The organism is Sphingobacterium paucimobilis HER1398 (assembly GCF_000416985.1).
GTDB classification, from domain to species: Bacteria; Bacteroidota; Bacteroidia; order Sphingobacteriales; family Sphingobacteriaceae; genus Sphingobacterium; species Sphingobacterium paucimobilis.
In genome coordinates this window covers 52,126-73,860 of the sequence record NZ_ATDL01000002.1, presented here as the reverse complement: position 1 = coordinate 73,860, position 21,735 = coordinate 52,126, and the positions used below count along the sequence as shown (strand labels likewise).

Below are 21,735 nucleotides of genomic sequence, written 5' to 3'. Positions count from 1 at the left end.
GCTGTTGTAGTATGTCACTAATCCGATTAGTGACATTTTTTGTTGTATAATCTGGTCGTATATCACTGAAAGCTGCCAGTAACCTTAGTAAGCGGCAGCAAGAGCCTGGGCAACACGCACTGTCGGATGATTGCTGATCGCGCCGCAAGAAGAAGTTATGTTCAGCCAGTTTGGATTGTGTTTTCGGATCAAGCGTTCTTTTTGCATGCGGGTGAAGTGGGTAAGTTCCATCAAACGCTTTTGCGCACTCTCAAAAGAAGTAAATTCTTCTACATGTACAATACGGTTGAATTTAGGCAGCTTGCCTGTGTTGCGAATGGAGTGAAATTGTAGATTGGCGGATTGTGCAATTAAATCCTGTGTATAACCTGCCTCTACATAGGCTCTGTTAGGGTCCGTTGCGATGTAAATTAGGTGTTTTTTCATGTGATATACTAAATTATTTGGTGGTGATTATATTTTTTACTAATTTTATTGGCACAATAATACTAATAAATTTAGTTTTCAAAAAATATATTTTAAAATACTTTATGTCAAACATTTCATCAAACCTCAAGTTCTTAAGAAAAAAGAGCAAACTGACACAGCAGCAATTTGCTGATGTTATGGAGATTAAGCGTGCTTCTGTAGGCGCCTACGAGGAGGATCGTGCGGAGCCTAAGTATGAGCTGCTAAAAAAAATAGCAGAGTATTACGAGTTGTCGATGGATGAGTTGGTCAATGACCAGATAGATGAGAACTGGAAGCCTGTTCCTAAAAGTAATGCCTCTAATCTGCGCGTGCTAAGTGTTACAGTGGATGGGGATGATAGGGAGAATATCGAGTTGGTGCCAACGAAGGCCAGTGCAGGATATCTGAATGGCTATGGCGATCCTGAATTTGTGAGAGAATTGCCAAGGTTCTCCTTGCCGATTTTCAAACAGGGTACTTACAGGGCGTTTGAGATAAAAGGAGATTCGATGTTGCCGCTCCCGTCAGGTTCTATCGTTGTTGCAGAATATGTGGAGAATTGGCACGACGTGAAGCCGGGGCAGACGTATATTGTATTGTCCCAAAATGACGGTATTGTATATAAACGTATTGCATTCAAATATAAAGACGATAAAGGATTGAAGTTGGTGTCGGATAATAAGGTGTATGAGCCGTATTGGGTTGCTGCCGACGAGATTTTGGAGATATGGAAGGCCAAGGCTTATATATCTACGGAATTTCCAGAGCCAAGTAGCGAACCAACTATGGAGTCTCTTACAGCAATGATGGCGCAGATGCAGAAGACAATCAGTGCTGTGGTAGATACTAAAAATCCCTAACTAAAAGGCGTTAAGATGTTTTCATTGGTTCGAGATGAGGCAAGTATTGAAAAAATATAGAACAGAGTTGTGTTTTTCAAAAAAAAACACTACTTTTGTACTATCTGAAAGGAAGGGGGCATGTATTTGCCCCCTTTTTTAATTGATTTATAAAATTAACGTATGCAGGTTGAACAACGTGTAAAAGAACTGGTAGAGGAAAAAATTGCAGATAGAGCAGATCTCTTTGTAGTTCGCATCAAGATGCTGAAAAGTGGGATTCTGGAAATCTTGTTAGATGGTGATGAAGGAATCTCTATTGAGGATTGTGTAGCCGTAAGCAGACACGTGGGATTTCACCTGGAGGAGGAGAATGCTATTGAAAAGGCATACCGCCTAGAGGTCTCTTCGCCGGGTATCGATACAGGGCTGTTGATGCCGAGACAATATGTCAAGAACATAGGACGTAATGTTCGGATTAAATTGGAGAATGGCACTAAGCGTGAAGGTAAACTGATCAGCGCAACGGAGTCGGAAGTGGTAATTGAAGAAACAACAAAAGAAAAAGGAAAAAAGGCTGAAACAAACGAAGTCGTATTTTCAATGGATAAAATAACAGAAACAAAGGTGTTAATTTCATTTAACTAAAAATGAGCAGCAATATTAATTTGATTGACTCTTTTCAGGAGTTTAAAGAGTTCAAAAATATCGACCGTCCTACGGTAATTACAGTATTAGAAGAAGTATTCCGCAGCATGATCCGTAAGCGTTTCGGTACGGACGAGAATGTTGACGTTATTGTGAATCCGGACAATGGGGATTTGGAAATGTGGAGAACACGTGTGGTGATGGAGGATGGATTTTCGGAAGATGATGATTTAGAAATCGAATTAGCTGAAGCACACCAGTTTGATCCTGATTTGGAAGTTGGTGATGATTATATCGAACAGATTACACTGGAAAGTTTTGGCCGCCGTGCAATTTTGGCTGCTCGTCAGACTTTGGTATCTAAAGTATTGGAACTGGAGAAGGATGAGGTGTTCAAGAAATATAAAGACCGTGAAGGCGAATTAGTCATCGGGGAGGTCTATCAGATCTGGAAGAAAGAAATTCTGGTATTGGATGAGGATGGCAACGAGTTGATCTTGCCTAAGACAGAACAGATTCCTGCCGATTATTTCAAAAAAGGAGATAGCATCCGTGCCGTAGTCTATAAGGTGGATATGATGAACAGTAATCCTAAGATTATTATTTCACGTACAGCCCCTGAATTCTTACAACGCTTATTTGAACTGGAAGTTCCGGAGATCTTTGACGGTTTGATTACCATTAAGAAAATCGTACGCGAACCAGGAGAACGTGCTAAGGTAGCAGTAGAATCTTATGATGACCGTATCGATCCGGTAGGAGCCTGTGTGGGTATGAAAGGGTCCCGTATCCATGGTATCGTACGCGAATTGCGTAACGAGAATATTGATGTGATCAATTTCACTACAAACCACTCCCTGTATATCACACGTGCATTGAGTCCTGCGCGTATCTCTTCTATCAAAATTGATGAAGAAGGTAAGACAGCGGCAGTCTACTTGAAGCCAGATCAGGTTTCATTGGCTATCGGTCGTGGAGGGCACAATATCAAGTTGGCTGGCAAGTTGACAGGTTATGAAATCGATGTATACAGAGAAAACGATGAGGTAGAGGAGGATGTGGATATCGAAGAATTCTCAGATGAAATCGACAGCTGGATCATCGACGAATTAAAACGTGTAGGTCTAGACAGTGCGAAGTCGGTATTGTCACTGTCGTTGGAAGAATTGACAAGACGTACGGATTTAGAAGAAGATACTATCCAAGAGATAGTGCGCATTTTGCAATCGGAGTTTGAATAAGCTTCGGTTGCCCATACGGATATTACATATTAAATGTAAATATTTGTTAATTGCGAGTAAAAAAAACATATTTTTGTAGTAACAGATTTTTAGAGGTTAATAAATAGATGACAGAAGGTAAAAGCATAAACTTACTCAAAGCAGCAAAGGAACTTAATATTGGTATAGGTACTGCAGTGGAATTTTTAAGTAAAAAGGGTTTTGACGTAGAAGCAAAACCTACAACAAAATTAACTGGAGATATGTATGGCGTTCTTTCGCGTGAATTTCAAGGTGATAAAATCGCAAAGGATGAAGCGAAACAGATCGTTATAGGTAAAATTCGCCGTGATGAAACTCCTTTGGGCGGAAGTGCAACCCTACCTCAAGAATCTACAGCCTCTAAAAGAGAAGATCGTGCGGATGACACAGAAGAGATTTTGATCAAGAATGTGTCTACACCTGCACCCGTTGGAAAGGAAGAAAGTGTAAAGCAGGAGCAACCGGAGAAACCTGAAGAAAATGCAACTGCCGGACACCTTAAGGTGATTGGCAAGATTGACCTTGATAGCTTGAATAGAGGTAAAGGCAAGAAGAAAGAGGAAGAGGTTGTAAAGGCAGAGGTGAAAGAGGAACCTGTTAAAGAACCCGTAAAAGAAGAACCTAAGGTAGTGGAAACTCCTAAGCCTGTAGAGCCTGTCATACCAGAAGTGAAGAAAGAGGAGGCTGTACCAGCACCAGTAGTAGTGAAGGAAGAGGTTGTGAAACCTGTAGCCGAGGTGAAGCCTGTGGTTGAAAAACCAGAACATAAAATTGAAGTTAAAAAGGAAGAAATAAAGGTGGAAAATAAACCTGTTATAGAATCTAAACCTGCAGAAGAGCATAACGAAGTGATTCGTGCTCGTTCTGAAAAGCTCGAAGGACCAAAGGTGATTGGTAAAATTGAATTGCCAACATTCAAACCCAAGGAGAAACCTGTTGCATCGTCGTCGAATGCAAACCAAGACAACAAGCGCAAACGTAAACGGACTAATAAACCGGGCGCGCCTATCTCTCCGAATGAGCAGGGCGGTCAGCAAGGTGGAAATCCTCAAGGTGGTCACGGACAGAATAGACCGGGTGGCTTCCAAGGTGGAGGACAAGGACAGAATAGACCGGGCGGCTTCCAACAAGGTGGCGGACCTCGTGGTAATACGAACCGACCAGGTGGTAACAACCCAGGAAGAGGTAAGTTTGACCCTAGAAATAGAGGTACGAGACAGGATGCTCCTAAGGAAGAACTGACAGAAAAAGAAATTCAAGATCAAATCAAAGCTACGCTTGCTCGTTTGAGCGGCGCAGGAAAGTCTGGTAAATTTGCGCAACGTGCAAAATTGCGTAGACAGAAAAGGGATGATGTTGCATTATCAGCAGAAGAGGCAGCATTAGAACAAGAAATGATGGCCAAAGTGTTGCGCGTTACAGAGTTTGTAACAGCAAATGAATTGGCTAACCTGATGGATGTACCAGTGACTAAAGTAATCGGTACATGTATGAGTCTTGGTATGTTCGTGTCGATTAACCAACGTCTTGATGCAGAAACATTGGCTATTGTGGCGGATGAGTTCGGGTATCAGATTGAGTTTATCAAACCTGAAGATGAAGAGACTACAGAGCTCGAAGAAGCAGATAACGAAGATAACCTAATCTCCCGTGCGCCAATCGTGACTGTTATGGGACACGTTGACCACGGTAAGACTTCCTTATTGGATTATGTCCGTAAGGCGAATGTAACGAAAGGTGAAGCTGGAGGGATTACTCAGCACATCGGTGCGTATGCTGTAAGTTTAGAGGATGGCCGTAAGATTACATTTTTAGATACGCCAGGTCACGAGGCATTTACAGCGATGCGTGCTCGTGGTGCTAAAGTAACAGATATTGTTATTATTGTAATTGCAGCGGATGATGCTGTGATGCCGCAGACAAAAGAAGCTATCAATCACGCACAGGCAGCTGGAGCTCCGATTGTATTTGCATTTACAAAAGTGGATAAGCCACATGCCAATGCGGATCGTATCCGTGAACAATTGTCTGCTATGAATATCTTAGTAGAAGATTGGGGAGGTAAATTCCAAGCGCAAGAGATATCTGCAAAAACAGGTCATAATGTGGATCTGTTGTTGGAAAAAGTATTATTAGAGGCAGAGATGTTGGAGCTTACAGCGGATCCGAAGAAACGGGCTGTGGGTTCGGTTATAGAAGCCGCATTGGATAAAGGACGTGGTATTGTAACTACGGTAATGGTACAAAGCGGTACCCTGCGTGTAGGAGATGCTATTTTGGCAGGATCACACTCCGGTAAAGTTAAAGCGTTGACGAACGAACGAGGTGAGCGCGTAAAAGAAGCTGGTCCTTCGGTACCGGTTCAGATCTTGGGTATGTCTGGTGCGCCAACGGCGGGTGATAAGCTTTACGTTATGGAAAGTGAATCAGAAGCTCGTGTCGTAGCGAACAAGCGTCTACAATTGCAACGTGAGCAAGGCATGCGTGCGACCAAACATATTACATTGGATGAGATCGGTCGTCGTCTGGCTATCGGTAACTTTAAGGAACTTAATATTATTGTTAAGGGTGACGTGGATGGATCTATCGAGGCACTATCTGACTCGTTGTTGAAACTGTCTACTGATGAAATCCAGGTTAATATTATCCACAAATCAGTGGGTGCTATCTCGGAGTCTGACGTATTATTGGCTTCTGCTTCAGATGCTGTGATTATCGGTTTCCAAGTAAGACCTACTCAGAATGCGCGCAAACTTGCTGAAAACGAGCAGATTGATATTCGCCTTTATTCGATTATCTATGATGCTATCGAAGAACTTAAATCTGCGATGGAAGGTATGTTGGAGCCTAAGTTTGAAGAGAAGATTGTTGCAGAAGTTGAGATTCGAGAAACCTTCAAAATTACTAAGGTGGGAACAATTGCCGGATGTATGGTTACTACCGGGAAAATCACCAGAAATAATGATATCCGCATAATCCGTGATGGTGTAGTGGTTCACACAGGTAAACTGGCCTCGTTGAAACGCTTTAAAGATGACGTGAAAGAGGTAACACACGGTTACGAGTGTGGTCTCCAAATCGACAAGTACAACGATATACAGGTAGGCGATATTGTGGAAGCATACGAACAAGTAGAAGTAAAGCGTAAATTGTAGTTTACAATAATTGATATACGTAAGTAATCCCAACCATTCTTTATGGTTGGGATTTTTTTATGATAAGTTGGAGCAGTTTTGCCTATTATAGTTCGTATTTATTTGATTTAAATTTTTAAGGTTTTATCTTTAGCACTATGTATAAATTTCAGATATCAGAGATTATTCCACATCCAAATCAGAATATAGCTATTCGTTTTCGTGATTTGTCCGGCATGTTTCCAAAATATAAGGCTGGGCAATTTTTGACACTTTGTTTTCAATTTGGTGAACGAGAGGTTCGGAGATCTTATTCCTTCAGTAGTTCTCCCGATGTAGATGAAGCGTATGAAATTACGGTGAAGCGTGTAGATAATGGGGAGATATCGAGGTTATTACATCATAGTATCACCGTAGGGGATGTGGTTGACGTCATGGATCCTCAGGGACTATTTATCTATGAACCTGATAATACGTTGGAGAGAACCGTCTTTTTATTCGGTGCCGGTGTAGGTGTGACTCCGCTCTTTTCTATTCTAAAGACAGCCTTAGTTCGGGAAGAGAATAGCAAAGTCATTTTGATTTACAGTAATAGTAACGAACAATCTACCTTGTTTTATGAAGAATTGCTTTCCTGGCAAGCAAGATATCCAGAAAGACTGAAAATCGAATTTATTTGGTCAAATAGGAAGAATCTTTTGAAAGCTCGATTGAACAGGGAGTATTTAATTGATCTGGTAACGGAGAATCTGATGGATGGAACGGAGGGTGTTTTCTATACTTGTGGCCCATTATTTTATATGGATCTTTGCCGATTTACGTTGTTGGGGATGGGGTTTTCAGACGATCAGATAAAGAAGGAGACTTTTCATTTTCCCGAAGAGGAGGAAGATGAAGACGAGAAAGATGAAGAACCTGTTGATATGACATCTTATGAGATTACACTGAGGTTTAACGGACAAGATCATTTAATGACGATTCCTTATAATAAGAGTGTTTTGGATGTGGGGCTTGAACACAAGTTGAAGTTGCCATATTCTTGCAAGTCTGGTATGTGTAGTACTTGTATATCTCAGGTGCAGGAAGGTGCTGTAAGAATGGATTATAACGAAATATTAACGGATCGAGAAGTCGCTAATGGAAGATGCTTAATCTGTACATCTCATCCAACTGAAGATGGAACTGTAATTGAAGTTTTATAGAATCAAGGTTTTTAAGTGATAAGCAATACTTGAAAAATGTTTAGACTGTACTTGAATTTATGCGTTGTATTTTTTTTCGTAGCAGTAGCAAACGGACAAAGCCCGGTGAAAATGGGCAAATTGGAGAGTGCGAAGCTGACCGAGGTATCAGGTATGATTACCTCTCACTTTTATAAAAATACTTTTTGGGTACATAATGATAGTGGAGATGGTGCTGCTATTTATCTAATCGATAGTCTAGCTCAATTGAAAGCCTCTGTCGAGCTAGAGGGCGTTACGGTAATTGATGCAGAGGATATTGCCAGTTTGTTTATTGATGGGATACCTTATCTGTTATTGGCTGATATGGGCAATAATTTAAGAGACCGAGATACGTTATCGCTTTACTTATTTAGAGAGCCTGTTTTAACACCTGGTAGAGATTCTTACATCATTTCTAGAAAGGAAATTTCGGAGATCAAATTTAGATATACAGATAAAAGGAGAGATGCAGAGGCACTTTTTGTTGATCCTGTAGATAATAAAATTTACATTATATCTAAGCGTGATTTTAGGTCTACACTGTTCAGCTTTACGTTGACAGCGGGCAGAACAGGCTTGCTGCAAGAACTATCACCACAGCTGGAGCTTCCTTTTACTTTTGCAACTGGTGCAGATATTAGCGAAGATGGACGATATATTGTGATTAAAAATCTAACATCTGTTTTTTTATGGAAGCGAAATCCAGGCCAAGACATACTTTCTGCCTTGAAGCAGCCTTCTAGACAGATTCCTTATGAGGTAGAGCCACAAGGAGAAGCAATTTGCTTTGATCGGTTTGACAGCTGTTTTTATACAATTTCAGAGCAGCCTTTGGGATTAAAATCTTATCTTTATAAATATAAATATGAAAAATAATATTTTACACTACCTCTTGGTAGTTGCTTTCGTTATTGTTGGTTTTCAGTCTAAAGCCGCACAAGTAGATACCGTAGAAATCTTTTCCAACAGTATGGGGAAGAAAATAAAAGCTGTGATTATATTGCCTGAAAAACAGGACAAACCGATCCCGACATTATATCTGTTGCACGGATACTCTGGAAATTATGCTAACTGGATTAATAAGGTGCCATATATCAAGACTCTGGTTGATAGGTACAACTACGCTGTGGTATGTCCGGATGGTGGATACGGTAGCTGGTATTGGGATGTACCAGGGGACAAGAATAATCAGTACGAAACATTCGTGAGCAAGGAGCTCGTAACCTATGTGGAATCACAATATGATGTGTGTCAAAATAGAGAAAGTAGAGCTATTACTGGATTGAGTATGGGAGGACATGGGGCATTCTATATCGGTATACGTCATCAGGATGTGTATGGTGCGCTGGGGAGTACTGCTGGGGGTGTTGATTTTAGACCTTTTCCGAACAATTGGGAAATTATCAATAGATTGGGAACATATGCAGAGAACAAGGAAGCCTGGGATAGTCATGTGGTCATGGAGATGTTGCATCAGATTAAACCCAATAGCTTGAAGCTTTTTGTGGATTGTGGGACGGATGATTTTTTCTATAAAGTGAATCAGAAGCTTCATGAAAAGATGACTTATCTTAATATACCCCACACGTTCGTCTCTATGCCTGGAAAACATAACTGGGATTATTGGAGCCAATCTATCCAATTGCAAATGGCATTTTTTGATCAGTTTTTTAGAAATTAATGTTTTAGTTTCTCCTACTTTTTTTTATGCGTATACTATTTTTAATAAGCAGCCTGATTATATTCAGCTGTTTTAGTGCCTTTTGTCAAGATAAGAATACGATTAGTGGTTATGTAAAAGACGCCTCTTCGGGTGAGCTTTTGATTGGAGCAGTGGTACAGGTAAAAGACACGCAATTATCGACCGCGACTAACAGCTACGGGTATTTTTCGATGGATGTCTTAGAGAATGATATTGATATAATTGCTTCTTTTGTAGGTTATAAGCCTTTTTTTGTTAAAGTCAATGTCTCGAATAAAAAGAGACTGGCAATCGAACTTGAACCGCTGGATAATATGCTGGAAGAGGTGGTTGTTTCTGGAAAGAAACGCAACAATAACGTAACTGATGCGCAGATGGGGGCATTAAATTTTACCATGGAGGAGGTGAAGAATGTGCCTGTACTCTTTGGTGAACGTGATATATTGAAGACGATACAGATGCTGCCAGGGGTTGCCAAAGGCGGTGAAGGTTCTTCTAATTTCTACGTAAGGGGTGGTGGCGGAGACCAGAATCTTATTCTATTGGACGAGGCTACGGTATACAATGCCTCACATCTGATGGGTTTTTTCTCTACATTTAATTCGGATGCAATCAAAGATGTAGCCCTGTACAAAGGAGGAATACCGGCACAGTATGGAGGCAGAGCCTCTTCCGTTTTGGATATAAGGATGCTGGACGGAAATAATAAAAAATTTGCTGCTGAAGGTGGGCTAGGACTGATCGCATCGAGACTAAAATTGGAAGGCCCCATAGTAAAGGATAAGAGTTCATTTATGATATCTGGTAGACGTACTTACGCAGATCTCTTTTTGAAGCTTTCTAATGACGAAAAGGTTAAAAAAAGTAAGTTATATTTCTATGATCTAAACGCCAAGGCGAACTATAGATTTAATGATAAAAATACCTTGTATGTTTCTGGATATTTTGGGAAGGATGATCTGGGGTATGGTGATCTATTTAGTTTTGATTGGGGCAATGCAACCGCTACGGCGCGATGGAATCATGTATTCAGCGAAAAATTGTTTAGTAATACAACGTTGATATATAGTGACTTTACCTATAATGTAAATGTGTCGAGCGATGATACTAAATTTAAGATTGCCTCCAAAATTGAAAATTTCAACTTAAAGCAGGATTTTTCTTACTACCGTAATAATAGCAATACTTTTCGATTTGGTATACAGGGATTACGTCAAAAGATATCTCCTGCAAGTCTAGATGCTGCTGATAATTCTTCTTTCAATTCTATAGATATCGAAAAGCGGTATGGTATAGAGGCAGCGGCTTACGCATCTCATGAATGGAAGCCTGCTGACTGGCTTTCATTGATATACGGGCTGCGTATTACTGATTTTATGGTACAAGGACCTGGAACTTTCTATGATTTTGATGACGATGGTGATGTGATTGGTGCTGAGGAGTATGGTGGTTCTATTGTAAAGCATCACTTGAATCTAGAGCCACGGTTGTCGATGTCGTTTATCCTTAATCCAAAAAACAGTATTAAGCTTTCTTATAATAGGATAGTGCAGAACTTGCACCAGCTGACAAATACAACATCATCACTGCCTACGGACCAGTTTGTACTGAGCAGCATAAATATTAAACCACAATATGCTGATCAGGTAGCAGTTGGTTATTTTCGCAATTTTGCGGATAATGCATATGAACTGTCTCTAGAATCTTATTATAAATATATGGGCAATCAGATTGACTTTAGAAATGGGGCTGATCTGCAAGCTAATAAATATCTGGAAGGGGAGTTGGTATTTGGGCAAGGTAGATCCTACGGTTTGGAGTTGTTGTTACGAAAGACCCAGGGGAGATTCAATGGATGGATAAGCTATACGTTGGGAAAAAGTGAACGGCAGTTTGACCTGATCAATGATGGTAAGTGGTTCAACGCGCGACAGGATAGAACGCACGATGTCTCCGTGGTAGCTATGTATGAGCTGACCAAGAAATGGAGCCTCGGTGCCAATTTTGTTTACTATACTGGTAATGCTATAACTTACCCAAGCGGCAAGTACAGTGTTAATGGTAATACGATGTTCTATTATACGGAGCGGAATGGGTATCGAATGCCGGATTATCATCGCTTGGATATTTCGGCTACTTACGAACCTAAGCCAGCCCATAAACGCTTTCATTCCAGTTGGTCTTTTGGTCTATATAACGTATACAATAGAAAGAACGCCTATATTATTGACTTTAGGGAGAATGAGAACAATGCAAATATCACGGAAGCATACCGTATCGCATTATTTGGAGCTATTCCTTCTGTGACTTGGAACTTTAAATTTTAACTATGAAATTGCTCAGATTCTATATATTCTTAAGTGTTGCCTTTCTTATGGCTTCTTGCGAAGACCTGATAGAGGTGGACTTGAACAGCGCTAATCCCAAGATTGTGATCGAAGCGGATTTGAACGATCTAGGTAATCAACAGGTAATCCGACTGTCGCGTACGGTGGATTTCAGTTCTCCGATATCCAGTGAAGCTATTTCCGGTGCGAAGGTAGCAGTGATGGACAGTAAAGGACAATTGTTCAACTTTGTGGACAAAGGAGATGGTATATATCTAAAGGATGGTTTTAAGCCAGTAGTCGGGCTGTCTTATGATCTAACTGTAAAGGTGGGGGATGAAATCTACCAGTCTTCGACCAACATGAATCCTTTTGTGCCAGTGGATTCAATCGCTGTAAAGGAGGAGACAGTTTTTAACAAAACCTACTATTCTGTTGTTTTGAAATTCAATGACCCTAAAGATGTTCCCAATTATTATAAATATGATATCGCTATAAACGGGAAGGAATTTAAGTTTGCGAGTGCTTATAGTGATAAATTCAATGACGGTCTATATGTCTCACATCAAATAACGGATAGGGACAATTCTATTGAGCTCGGAGATAGTGTCGTGGTCCGACGTCAATGCATCGCTAAAGAGGTCTATACATACTGGAATCAGATTCAGATGATGAATCCTGGTAGTGCAGCACCTGCAAATCCTACGTCTAACTTGTCAAACGGTGCTCTCGGCTATTTCAGCGTGAGCAGTGCCAAGGAATATGGAATTAGGATCGTAAAAGAGAATGACTAAAGTGTCTCAAAGGTAAATCCTTTTTTAAGAAAATGTTCTATTACTTTTGGTAATGCATACTTTACACGAGGAATGGCTTTTAAGTTGTCATGGAAGACAATGATAGAGCCATTTTTTGTATGTTTTAAAACATTGTTATAGCATTTTTCAGGACTAAGGCTCAGGTCGAAATCGCCCGATAGGACATCCCAATAGATGAGTTCAAACTCTTTTTTTAATCTATTGATCTGCGATTTTTTTGCTCGGGCATAGGGAGGTCTGAAAAGATTGCTCTGTGTATGGGTCTGACATAAGCGAACATTCTCTATATAGCTGTCATCAGGGGTATCCCAGCCTTTAAGGTGGTTGTAGGTATGGTTGCCGATGCGATGTCCTTCTTGAAGAAGTCGCTGAAAGATATCAGGGTGCTTCACAATATTGGCGCCCACACAGAAAAAAGTAGCCTTGATCTGATATTCTTTCAATACGTCCAAAATCCAGGGCGTAATCTCAGGAATGGGACCATCATCGAAGGTTAAGTATATCTTTTTATCTAGACGGGACCGGTTCCAGGTTACGGAAGGATACATCCAGCGCAGAAAAAAAGGAGCATTGACAAAATACATTTTAGATTCCAGTATTAATTTACCAAATTTAAGTAAAGATTATTAACCAATTGGTCTCAATAAAAAAAGAGAGGCTATTTATGAGGAATTTTTTTAAGTATTTTGATCTTTCTTTAGCTGAGAAACGGGGTTTTATAGCACTCGTCCTATTAATCTTGTGCGCACTCTCGATACCTTACCTCTACAAATTGATTCGGACTGAAGATTCACTCACGTATGATCTAGTAGATCTAGAGCAAAGTGATAAAAGAGAAAAGCAATTATATCGTAATAAAGACTATACGAAAAGCAGCCATTCTAAGAAAATAAGCCCTACTGCCGATTTTGACCCCAATGGTCTATCGCTTGAGGAATGGCAAGAACTCGGCTTGTCTGAGAAGCAGGCGCGGGTGATCAAGAATTACGAGGCAAAAGGAGGGAAGTTTTTTGAGAAAGAGGACTTAGCCAAAATGTATTCGATCTCCAAGAGCGAGTACGAGAAGCTTGCTCCATTTGTCAAGATTAATAGAGATCTACTACAAGCCAATAAGGAAAAATTATCGTCAAAGTCATATGGTAAGAAAGCGGAAATAGTTAAGGAAACCGATCAGCCAGTGACTCGTAAAAAGATTATGATTGATATCATGCAGGCTGATAGTATCGATTGGGTTGCATTGCGAGGGATTGGTCCAGTCTTTGCCAAGCGAATCCTTAATTATAGAAAAGCATTAGGCGGTTTCAGCAGTATTGCTCAGGTAGCTGAAGTGTATGGTCTCCCTCCTGAAACTTTTACGGCGATTAAGGACCAATTATACCTTTCGCCCAATTCAACGGTCCATACGATTGATATTAATAAATGTACTATAGAGCAATTGGCAAAACATCCTTACGTCTCTAAGAAACAGGCACAGTGGATTGTCAATTATAGAATTCAGCATGGCGCTTTCAAAGATTTTTCAAGTTTAGCGGATATACAGTTACTGGATCAAGATTTTTTCCGTAAAATTGAGCCTTACTTAGAATTTTAGATGAAATGTTAGAACAAAAACTGAGAGATGTCGTGCGGGACATTCCTGATTTTCCCGCTCCTGGAATTGTATTCAAAGATATTACTCCTATACTGAAGGATCCTCTACTTTGTATGGCAATCGTGGATGAGTTTGTGGACCGGTTGGAGGGTATAGATATTGACGTGATAGCTGGAGTCGAAAGCAGAGGTTTCTTGTTCGGACTGATGTTGGCAACCAGGTTGGGCCTACCCTTTGTCCCGATTAGAAAGCAAGGTCGGTTACCTTATAAAACTATTTCGGAATCCTATAAATTGGAGTATGGACAGGCAACGATTGAGGTGCACGAAGATGCTGTACCGATGGGTGCAAAGGTGTTGATTCATGATGACCTATTGGCTACTGGAGGAACTGTGGTAGCAAGTGCAAAGTTGATGGAGAAGTTAGGCGCTGTGGTCGTTGGATTTTCATTTATAATTAATTTAGATTTTCTTAACGGCTCCGGAAGGTTAATGCGGTTTAGTGATAATATTATTTCTTTAGTAAAGTATTAGGATTATAAGTTCTGTTTTATATTTTTACAGTAAAAAAATATAAAATATATGGAATGGATTACTGATCCTCAAATCTGGATTTCTTTTTTAACATTGACTGTCTTAGAGATTGTACTTGGGATAGACAATATTGTCTTTATTTCTATTCAGAGTGCTAAACTGCCTGTTGAACAGCAAAAGAAAGCAAGACAAATCGGTCTTTTGCTTGCGTTGGTGATGCGTGTACTGCTTTTGTTCTCTATCAAATGGGTCATGGGGCTTACCGCACCGCTCATTAATCTCTCCGAATGGTTTGACTGGCATAACGAGAAGTATGCACGATATTTTGTGCTTTCGGGACGTGATTTGATTCTTTTTATTGGAGGTTTGTTTTTGATTTATAAAAGTACTACCGAGATACACCATAAAGTGGAAGGCGAGGTTGAGGTTACGTCGACAACCAAAAAGATCGTCTCTTTTTCTTCGATAATTATACAGATACTCATTCTGGACCTGGTATTCTCATTGGACTCGGTTATTACTGCAGTAGGTATGGTTGATCAGATCGGTGTTATGATCGCTTCGGTTATAGTAGCTGTAGGTATCATGCTATTGTCGGCAGAATCAATCAGCAAATTTGTAAATGACTATCCATCGGTGAAGATGCTGGCTTTAGCATTTTTATTATTGATTGGGGTTTCACTTACAGCTGAAGCTTTTGATCAGCATATTCCAAAAGGATATATTTACTTTGCGATGGCGTTTTCTGTGCTCGTAGAGTATCTCAATATCAAGTCTCAGAAAAAGGCGCTGAAGAAGAAAGATCAGCACTAAATACAAAAAAAAGCCTGTCTATATTTTAGACAGGCTTTTTAGCTATGAGATATCTATTCTATGATTCCTTCAATACGATAATGTCGATTTCCCAACATTTTGACAGATTGTACCTTGTCTATAATATAACGTTTGCCTTTTATATATTCTAAGCTCTCGGAGGTATTGTATAAAAGATTATTCGTTGACTTTTTGATCGTAAATGATACTGGGATTTGATCGGTGTATACAATTTTTAACACAGATAGATCCACTGTTGAATCGGTAAAGGTGTATGTCACTGTATTCGCTATACTATCTTTTTGATAAGTGCCGCGGTAAGCCGGTTTATTGAGGTCTACAGTTAAAAAACTCGCCAATTCTCTTTCCCAATCTCCGATCTGCAACTCTTTGCTTTCAGATATACTGTCTTTTGATACCGTCTTTCTAATGGTTGGTTTGGAAATATCCAGACTTTTGATTTCTTGTTGAAAAAAAGCTGGTAAGTCAAACTCGCTAACAGTCAATTCGTTTTTCCGTGGAGACGAAGGCGAACCACAGGAGTAGAAGATAGTCACGACAAAGCCTATAAGTGCCTGTGTAGCCATTTTTCCTTTCATTCCTTTTTGTCTATTAGTATACCAAGACATCTCCACTCATTTCTACAGGAATGTTTAGACCCAATAACTTGAGCACTGTAGGTGCGATATCGCCAAGTTTACCGTCTTTGATATGTTGATAGTCTTTGTCAATCAATATACAAGGCACGAGATTGGTGGTGTGAGCAGTGTTGGGCGAACCATCATCATTGACCATAAACTCGGAGTTACCGTGATCGGCTAAGATAATGAAAGAATAGCCATAAGCGAGGCCGGTCTCTACCACCTGTTGCGTACAGCGGTCTACAGTCTCTACAGCTTTAACTACAGCATCAAATACTCCCGTATGTCCTACCATATCCGGATTGGCAAAGTTGAGACAGATAAAATCAGGCTGGTTATTTCTGATATCGTCAGAGATAGCTTGCGTGATTCCAACGGCACTCATCTCCGGCTGTAGATCGTATGTCGCCACTTTTGGCGAAGGTATCAATAGACGACGCTCGCCCTCGAATTCCTTCTCCCGTCCTCCTGAAAAGAAGAATGTAACGTGTGGGTACTTTTCGGTTTCCGCTATGCGAACCTGAGTTTTTCCTTGCGCTGCGAGTGCTTCGCCAAGCGTTTGCGAAAGATTATCTTTTTCAAATACGACGTGTACATTTTTGAAAGTCTCATCGTAGGCCGTCATGGTCACATAATAGAGATTCAAAGGAACCATATTATAAGCAGGGAAAGCTTCTTGTGTGAGCGCTATTGATATCTCACGTCCACGGTCCGTTCTAAAGTTGAAACAGATAACAACATCACCATCAGTAATAGTGGCTACAGGCAAGTCATTGCCATCCACCATGACGATAGGTTTGATAAACTCGTCAGTGATGCCCTCTGCGTACGAGTTCTGTACCGCAGAAATGATATCTGTAGTGTGTGTACCTATACCTTGTGTGAGTAGGTTGTACGCCTGTTGTACGCGTTCCCAACGATTGTCCCTGTCCATCGCATAGTATCGTCCGATGGCAGAAGCAATTGTTCCGCAAGAATGCACGAGATGCGCTTGCAAATCCTGTAGATAGCCAACACCTCCATTAGGATCGGTATCACGACCATCCATAAAGGCATGTATGAATACATTGTCGTTCGATAGACCGAATGTCTGCGCCGTATCACACAATGCTTTGAGATGGTCGATATGCGCATGCACACCACCGTCGGATAGGAGACCAATAAAGTGCACCCTTTTATTATTCGCACGAGCATATTCAAATGCTTTCTGTATAGTAGGATCACTGTTAAAATCCCCTTCACGTGCAGCCTTATTGATACGACCTAGTTCTTGATACACTACGCGCCCTGCGCCGAGGTTCATATGACCTACTTCAGAATTACCCATTTGGCCATCAGGGAGACCTACGGATTCACCTGAGGCTTCGAGTTTAGAGTTCGGGTAGGTCGACAACAATTTGTCTAGAAAAGGTATCTGTGCGGCACGGACTGCGTTTGAATTATCTTCTTTGCCATACCCTAATCCATCCAGGATGAGTAAGGCTACTTTCTTTTGATTTGAATTGTTCACACACAAATATAATAATTTTAAAAGACAAACTTATTCATGGAGCTGGCCAGTAGCAGCACTTGATTTTATGGCATAGTTTTGGCTCAATCCCTAGTCCTTTTAAACCGTTTCTAGCTAATACATTAAATGTTATATAATGGGTGTAAGATTTGTTTTTATTATCTCTCCTTTACTTTTTCTTTTGTACTCATTCCAAGAAAATGATATGAACAAGATTGTTGTACAAGCTCTAAAAAGTAATGATGCTAAAGCTTTAACCAAATATTTTTCATCGTCTATTAATTTGTCTATTAATAGCGAGGAGCAGATTGTAACAAAGTTTCAGGGGGAATTATTGTTAACTGATTTTCTAAAGCAAAATAAGGTTGTTGAGGTGAAGCGTGTCACTGCTTCTGAAAATCATAAGACGAATCGTTATTTTATTTATAGTATTAAGACTACAAAACGAAATTTTCGTGTTTTGGTCAAAGTGATTGAGTTGAAGGGAGCTGCGTTAATATCAGAGCTTCGCGTGGATTGATGGTATCGGATTTAATAAACAATAATTTTTCAGAATAAATTTATTTTATTCATCTTAGCTTAATATTTGACGCTAAAAAATGGATCAAGAGTATAAGAAAGAGTTGAGCAATTTTGTTCAACAGGCTTTGGAGGAAGATGTTAGAGAGGGAGACCATACTTCTTTGGCGGCATTGCCGGAGGACAAATGGGGAGAAGCAAGATTACTGGTAAAAGAAAACGGCATTTTGGCAGGTGTAGAGGTTGGTGTAGAAATATTACATCAAGTAGACCCCACCTTACAGGTTGAAGTGTTTATTAAAGATGGTCAACAGGTATCAAATGGTGATATCGTGTTGATCGCAAAAGGAAAAATTCACTCTATCCTCAAGGCTGAGCGCTTATTGCTTAATGTCATGCAACGTATGTCCGGTATCGCTACGAGGACAATGGAGTATGTGCAAGAACTAAAAGGAACGAATACACGTGTATTGGATACACGAAAAACGACGCCATTACTTCGCTTTTTAGAAAAGAGAGCGGTAGTGATAGGTGGAGGGGTAAATCATCGGTTTGGACTCTACGACATGATATTGATCAAAGATAATCATGTCGATTACGCAGGTAGTGTATCTGCGGCTGTAAAAAATGCCGTAGTTTATAAACAGAACAAGGGAATTGATATACCGATTGAGGTAGAGGTTCGTAATTTTGATGAGTTGAAGGAGCTGCTTAGATGTGAGGGGGTAGATAGGGTAATGTTCGATAATTTCAAGCCAGAAGATGTCGGTGAAGCAGTAAAACTGGTAAATGGCAGGCTGGTGACTGAAGCTTCCGGGGGAATTACCTTAGAAACTATTCGTTCTTATGCATTGTCAGGAGTAGATTTTATATCAGTGGGCGCTTTAACGCATTCCGTTAAGAGTCTAGATTTGAGTTTAAAAGCAAGACTTATTTAATAGAAGTTAATGATTTCGATTTATTTAGTAAGTATTGTAATTCTGGCCTACCTATTTGGCTCTATACCAACTGCCGTGTGGTTTGGTCAGGCTTTTTACGGGGTAGATGTCAGAGAATATGGAAGTGGGAACGCCGGTGCTACCAATACATTCCGTGTATTAGGCAAAAAAGCTGGTTCTATCGTGATGTTTGTGGATATTTTTAAAGGTTGGACGGCTACAAATCTGCCTTATCTTTTGGATACCACTGTAGTTGGAGATTATAGATCACCGCATTTTGTCAATTTTCAATTGGCTCTTGGGGTAATTGCTGTTCTGGGCCACTTATTCCCCTTGTTTGCAGGATTTAGAGGAGGCAAAGGGGTGGCTACGTTATTCGGGATGGTATTAGCTATCCATTGGCCAGCCGCATTATGCTGTGTATCTGTCTTTATATTGTGTCTTTTGATCACACATTATGTGTCCTTAAGTTCAATTTCTGCGGGGTTCACGTTTCCGATAAGCTTGGCGTTGATATTTAAAACTACGGTGCCGTCTATTATGTTATATGCCATTGCGATCTGTGCCTTAATATTAATCACGCATCAAAAAAATATAGAGAGGCTTTTGAAAGGGCACGAGTCAAAGATTTATTTGTTTAAAAAAAGACGAAGTGATTAAACTAATACATGTTTGAGTTGTTTTAATCCACAAGGTCATTGTCAGATAATTAGAAATAGGATGAAAAGGTTATTTAATTATGCAGCGGTTTTGCTTTTAGGAGCAGTAGTTGCAGGTTGCGCTACTTCAGCTATTACGGGAAGAAAGTACCTTAAACTGGTAGATAGCAGTGCAATAAACGATCAGGCAGCGTTAGCATATAAAGAATTCTTGTCGAATTCGAGTACAAAAGTTGTCACGGGTACAGCTAATGCTACCGCTGTAAAGCGTGTAGGTAATGATATCGCCGCCGCTACGATGCGCTTTCTTAAAGAAAGAGGTATAGCAGATCGCTACAACTTCAATTGGGAATTTAATTTGATTCAGAATGATGAAGTGAATGCTTGGTGTATGCCTGGCGGTAAGGTAGCCGTATTTACCGGAATTTTACCATTTACAGGAACAGATGCTGGCTTGGCAACTGTAATGGGCCATGAGATTGCTCATGCTATCGAAGAGCACTCGGTAGCTCAGGTGTCCAACAAAATTGCGGCACAGGGAATTGGTCAGATAATTGGGGTAGCTTCTGCTACCACAGATAATAAATGGCTCGACGCGCTTAATCTGACTTATGGTATTGGAGCACCGATAGGTATGCTTAAATTTTCAAGGGATGATGAATTGGCCGCGGACAAAGCTGGATTGATCATCATGGCCATGGCGGGATATGATCCGAATCAGGCGGTGAAATTTTGGGAGCGTATGGCTTCTGCAAAATCGGGAAACCAGCCAGCAGAGTGGACCAGTACACACCCCAGTGACGCCAGAAGAATTACACAGCTTCAGAGTCTGATACCTGAAGCGATGAAGTATTACAAAAAATAAACTTTCGCAAAAGCTATAGAAACAGCAACCAGGTAAATGGTTGCTGTTTTATTTTTATAGAAATAGTATCTTTGCGACACGTATTAAAAAATGCTATTTATGTCAACAAAAGAAGATAAGATTGCAACTTTTGACCCCTCTCAACCGGGATTAGCAGATGCAAGTATTTATGGATTGCCTTTTTCGGCAGAGGAGAGTGAAATTATTATTGTTTCCGTGCCTTGGGAAGTAACAGTAAGTTATGGTGCAGGAGCTTCTGAAGGGCCAGAAGCCATACTGGATGCTTCATTTCAGGTGGACCTATTGCATCAGGAATTTCCAGAGTTGTGGAAATTGGGGATCTATCTAGACGAAGGGCCAGCACATTGGAAAACAAATAGCGCCCTGTATAAGGAGATGGCTCAGCCGATTATCGAAGCCTTGGAGAATGGGGAGGTTGTGGACGATAATCCCACTTTAAAAGGAGACTTAGCTAAAATAAACGAAGCTTCCGAAGTACTCAATGCCGAGCTTAAGGAGCTTGTTACTTCATGGAAAAATAAAGGCAAGAAGGTTATCTTATTGGGTGGAGATCATTCTACACCTTATGGATATTATCAAGCCTTAGCATCGATTTATGGCAGTTTTGGTATATTTCATTTTGACGCACACATGGATTTGCGCATTGCATATGAAGGTTTTACCTACTCACATGCTTCCATTATGTACAATGCTATACAACTGCCAGAGGTATCTAAATTGGTCCAGGTTGGGATCCGTGATTTCTGTGAGCAAGAAGTGGCGGTTGTCAAAGGTTCGGATAAAGTGAAAGTCTTTACCGATGCTGATTTGAAAAAAGGACAATTCGAGGGCAAGACCTGGCAAGAGCAGGTCGACGAAGCCATCGCTTTATTGCCGGACAATGTAGCTGTAAGTTTTGACATTGATGCCCTTTATCAATGGTACTGTCCAAATACAGGGACACCTGTACCGGGTGGACTCTCTTATGAACAGGCTGTGTATGCATTAAGCCGTCTTGCTGAATCCAACAAGAAGATCATAGGTATGGACTTGGTAGAAGTGGCTCCAGGTGAGGATGAATGGGATGGTAATGTAGGTGCGCGCTTATTGTTCCATATGTGTGGCGTGTTGGCAAAAAACAACGGCCTGGCAGTTGGAAACAAAGTCATATTTTAGGCTTTTATGCGTATTTACCTTTGATTTTGTTATCTTTAGGCGAATTTTGAAAATATTCACTAAATATTTCAATATTCAGACTCTTAAAAC

Annotated in this window: 21 protein-coding genes; 17 read left to right on the top strand and 4 right to left on the bottom strand. The window is 40.4% G+C overall.

Going from position 1 to position 21,735, the window contains the following annotated elements; translation table 11 throughout:
• Positions 1–84: 84 nt before the first annotated feature.
• Entirely contained in the window at positions 85–426 is a 342-nt protein-coding gene (locus M472_RS24325; RefSeq protein ID WP_021068415.1) for a GIY-YIG nuclease family protein, read from the bottom strand.
• A 104-nt stretch (positions 427–530) separates the two neighbouring features.
• Here M472_RS24325 and M472_RS24320 point away from each other — a divergent pair, with 104 nt between their 5' ends.
• From M472_RS24320 to M472_RS24280, 9 genes are all read left to right on the top strand, one after another.
• Entirely contained in the window at positions 531–1,310 is a 780-nt protein-coding gene (locus M472_RS24320) for an XRE family transcriptional regulator (protein WP_021068414.1), read from the top strand.
• A 162-nt stretch (positions 1,311–1,472) separates the two neighbouring features.
• Positions 1,473–1,937, top strand: coding sequence for a ribosome assembly cofactor RimP (rimP, locus tag M472_RS24315; protein WP_021068413.1), 465 nt, complete (start codon positions 1,473–1,475; stop codon positions 1,935–1,937).
• 2 nt (positions 1,938–1,939) lie between these two features.
• Positions 1,940–3,178: a transcription termination factor NusA gene (gene nusA, locus M472_RS24310; RefSeq protein WP_021068412.1), complete on the top strand. Its 1,239-nt coding sequence runs from the start codon at positions 1,940–1,942 to the stop codon at positions 3,176–3,178.
• Between the two features lie 107 nt (positions 3,179–3,285).
• On the top strand, positions 3,286–6,354 hold the full coding sequence (infB, locus tag M472_RS24305) for a translation initiation factor IF-2 (protein ID WP_021068411.1): 3,069 nt from the start codon (positions 3,286–3,288) through the stop codon (positions 6,352–6,354).
• A gap of 137 nt (positions 6,355–6,491) precedes the next feature.
• Positions 6,492–7,535 carry a ferredoxin--NADP reductase gene (locus tag M472_RS24300; RefSeq protein ID WP_021068410.1) on the top strand — a complete coding sequence of 348 codons (1,044 nt, stop codon included), beginning with the start codon at positions 6,492–6,494 and terminating at the stop codon, positions 7,533–7,535.
• A 111-nt stretch (positions 7,536–7,646) separates the two neighbouring features.
• Positions 7,647–8,432, top strand: coding sequence for a hypothetical protein (locus M472_RS24295; protein ID WP_031301248.1), 786 nt, complete (start codon positions 7,647–7,649; stop codon positions 8,430–8,432).
• On the top strand, positions 8,422–9,237 hold the full coding sequence (locus M472_RS24290; protein WP_021068408.1) for an alpha/beta hydrolase: 816 nt from the start codon (positions 8,422–8,424) through the stop codon (positions 9,235–9,237). Before M472_RS24295 ends, M472_RS24290 begins: the two co-directional genes overlap by 11 nt.
• 26 nt (positions 9,238–9,263) lie before the next feature.
• Positions 9,264–11,585 carry a TonB-dependent receptor gene (locus M472_RS24285; protein ID WP_021068407.1) on the top strand — a complete coding sequence of 774 codons (2,322 nt, stop codon included), beginning with the start codon at positions 9,264–9,266 and terminating at the stop codon, positions 11,583–11,585.
• A 2-nt stretch (positions 11,586–11,587) separates the two neighbouring features.
• On the top strand, positions 11,588–12,379 hold the full coding sequence (locus M472_RS24280; RefSeq protein WP_021068406.1) for a DUF4249 domain-containing protein: 792 nt from the start codon (positions 11,588–11,590) through the stop codon (positions 12,377–12,379).
• Here M472_RS24280 and M472_RS24275 read toward each other — a convergent pair.
• Complete coding sequence (locus M472_RS24275; RefSeq protein ID WP_021068405.1) at positions 12,376–12,984, bottom strand: polysaccharide deacetylase family protein; 609 nt, start codon at positions 12,982–12,984, stop codon at positions 12,376–12,378. The two genes, M472_RS24280 and M472_RS24275, sit on opposite strands and share 4 nt — an antisense overlap.
• Before the next feature lie 80 nt (positions 12,985–13,064).
• On the opposite strand from M472_RS24275, the gene M472_RS24270 reads away from it, so the two are divergent.
• From M472_RS24270 to M472_RS24260, 3 genes are read left to right on the top strand one after another with little or no spacing between them, the layout of a single operon-like run.
• Complete coding sequence (locus tag M472_RS24270; RefSeq protein ID WP_021068404.1) at positions 13,065–13,991, top strand: ComEA family DNA-binding protein; 927 nt, start codon at positions 13,065–13,067, stop codon at positions 13,989–13,991.
• 5 nt (positions 13,992–13,996) lie between these two features.
• A complete protein-coding gene (locus M472_RS24265) occupies positions 13,997–14,524 on the top strand; it encodes an adenine phosphoribosyltransferase (protein ID WP_021068403.1) in 528 nt (175 codons plus the stop codon).
• A gap of 48 nt (positions 14,525–14,572) precedes the next feature.
• Complete coding sequence (locus tag M472_RS24260; RefSeq protein WP_021068402.1) at positions 14,573–15,337, top strand: TerC family protein; 765 nt, start codon at positions 14,573–14,575, stop codon at positions 15,335–15,337.
• 53 nt (positions 15,338–15,390) lie between these two features.
• Here M472_RS24260 and M472_RS24255 read toward each other — a convergent pair whose 3' ends face one another.
• Together M472_RS24255 and gpmI are read right to left on the bottom strand one after the other, a co-directional pair.
• Complete coding sequence (locus M472_RS24255) at positions 15,391–15,936, bottom strand: hypothetical protein (protein ID WP_144062615.1); 546 nt, start codon at positions 15,934–15,936, stop codon at positions 15,391–15,393.
• Positions 15,937–15,949: 13 nt separating this feature from the next.
• Positions 15,950–17,488: a 2,3-bisphosphoglycerate-independent phosphoglycerate mutase gene (gene gpmI / locus M472_RS24250; protein WP_021068400.1), complete on the bottom strand. Its 1,539-nt coding sequence runs from the start codon at positions 17,486–17,488 to the stop codon at positions 15,950–15,952.
• A 136-nt stretch (positions 17,489–17,624) separates the two neighbouring features.
• On the opposite strand from gpmI, the gene M472_RS24245 reads away from it, so the two are divergent.
• The 5 genes from M472_RS24245 to M472_RS24225 all read left to right on the top strand — a co-directional run bounded on the left by M472_RS24245 (position 17,625) and on the right by M472_RS24225 (position 21,645).
• The gene (locus tag M472_RS24245; protein ID WP_021068399.1) at positions 17,625–18,008 is read left to right on the top strand and encodes a DUF4783 domain-containing protein; all 384 of its coding nucleotides are present in this window, start codon (positions 17,625–17,627) and stop codon (positions 18,006–18,008) included.
• A gap of 79 nt (positions 18,009–18,087) precedes the next feature.
• Complete coding sequence (gene nadC / locus M472_RS24240; protein WP_021068398.1) at positions 18,088–18,945, top strand: carboxylating nicotinate-nucleotide diphosphorylase; 858 nt, start codon at positions 18,088–18,090, stop codon at positions 18,943–18,945.
• A gap of 9 nt (positions 18,946–18,954) precedes the next feature.
• Complete coding sequence (gene plsY, locus M472_RS24235; RefSeq protein ID WP_021068397.1) at positions 18,955–19,605, top strand: glycerol-3-phosphate 1-O-acyltransferase PlsY; 651 nt, start codon at positions 18,955–18,957, stop codon at positions 19,603–19,605.
• A gap of 60 nt (positions 19,606–19,665) precedes the next feature.
• On the top strand, positions 19,666–20,469 hold the full coding sequence (locus M472_RS24230; protein WP_021068396.1) for a M48 family metallopeptidase: 804 nt from the start codon (positions 19,666–19,668) through the stop codon (positions 20,467–20,469).
• A gap of 99 nt (positions 20,470–20,568) precedes the next feature.
• Positions 20,569–21,645 (top strand): agmatinase family protein, encoded by a 1,077-nt coding sequence (locus M472_RS24225; protein WP_031301245.1) that lies wholly within the window; start codon positions 20,569–20,571, stop codon positions 21,643–21,645.
• Positions 21,646–21,735 lie beyond the last annotated feature (90 nt).

What these genes read in the sequence shown, in the direction of transcription:
- M472_RS24325 (WP_021068415.1), bottom strand. Translation starts at nt 426, where the DNA reads ATGAAAAAACACCTAATTTACATCGCAACGGACCCTAACAGAGCCTAT.
- M472_RS24320 (WP_021068414.1), top strand. Translation starts at nt 531, where the DNA reads ATGTCAAACATTTCATCAAACCTCAAGTTCTTAAGAAAAAAGAGCAAA.
- rimP (WP_021068413.1), top strand. Translation starts at nt 1,473, where the DNA reads ATGCAGGTTGAACAACGTGTAAAAGAACTGGTAGAGGAAAAAATTGCA.
- nusA (WP_021068412.1), top strand. Translation starts at nt 1,940, where the DNA reads ATGAGCAGCAATATTAATTTGATTGACTCTTTTCAGGAGTTTAAAGAG.
- infB (WP_021068411.1), top strand. Translation starts at nt 3,286, where the DNA reads ATGACAGAAGGTAAAAGCATAAACTTACTCAAAGCAGCAAAGGAACTT.
- M472_RS24300 (WP_021068410.1), top strand. Translation starts at nt 6,492, where the DNA reads ATGTATAAATTTCAGATATCAGAGATTATTCCACATCCAAATCAGAAT.
- M472_RS24295 (WP_031301248.1), top strand. Translation starts at nt 7,647, where the DNA reads ATGGGCAAATTGGAGAGTGCGAAGCTGACCGAGGTATCAGGTATGATT.
- M472_RS24290 (WP_021068408.1), top strand. Translation starts at nt 8,422, where the DNA reads ATGAAAAATAATATTTTACACTACCTCTTGGTAGTTGCTTTCGTTATT.
- M472_RS24285 (WP_021068407.1), top strand. Translation starts at nt 9,264, where the DNA reads ATGCGTATACTATTTTTAATAAGCAGCCTGATTATATTCAGCTGTTTT.
- M472_RS24280 (WP_021068406.1), top strand. Translation starts at nt 11,588, where the DNA reads ATGAAATTGCTCAGATTCTATATATTCTTAAGTGTTGCCTTTCTTATG.
- M472_RS24275 (WP_021068405.1), bottom strand. Translation starts at nt 12,984, where the DNA reads ATGTATTTTGTCAATGCTCCTTTTTTTCTGCGCTGGATGTATCCTTCC.
- M472_RS24270 (WP_021068404.1), top strand. Translation starts at nt 13,065, where the DNA reads ATGAGGAATTTTTTTAAGTATTTTGATCTTTCTTTAGCTGAGAAACGG.
- M472_RS24265 (WP_021068403.1), top strand. Translation starts at nt 13,997, where the DNA reads ATGTTAGAACAAAAACTGAGAGATGTCGTGCGGGACATTCCTGATTTT.
- M472_RS24260 (WP_021068402.1), top strand. Translation starts at nt 14,573, where the DNA reads ATGGAATGGATTACTGATCCTCAAATCTGGATTTCTTTTTTAACATTG.
- M472_RS24255 (WP_144062615.1), bottom strand. Translation starts at nt 15,936, where the DNA reads ATGAAAGGAAAAATGGCTACACAGGCACTTATAGGCTTTGTCGTGACT.
- M472_RS24245 (WP_021068399.1), top strand. Translation starts at nt 17,625, where the DNA reads ATGGGTGTAAGATTTGTTTTTATTATCTCTCCTTTACTTTTTCTTTTG.
- nadC (WP_021068398.1), top strand. Translation starts at nt 18,088, where the DNA reads ATGGATCAAGAGTATAAGAAAGAGTTGAGCAATTTTGTTCAACAGGCT.
- plsY (WP_021068397.1), top strand. Translation starts at nt 18,955, where the DNA reads ATGATTTCGATTTATTTAGTAAGTATTGTAATTCTGGCCTACCTATTT.
- M472_RS24230 (WP_021068396.1), top strand. Translation starts at nt 19,666, where the DNA reads ATGAAAAGGTTATTTAATTATGCAGCGGTTTTGCTTTTAGGAGCAGTA.
- M472_RS24225 (WP_031301245.1), top strand. Translation starts at nt 20,569, where the DNA reads ATGTCAACAAAAGAAGATAAGATTGCAACTTTTGACCCCTCTCAACCG.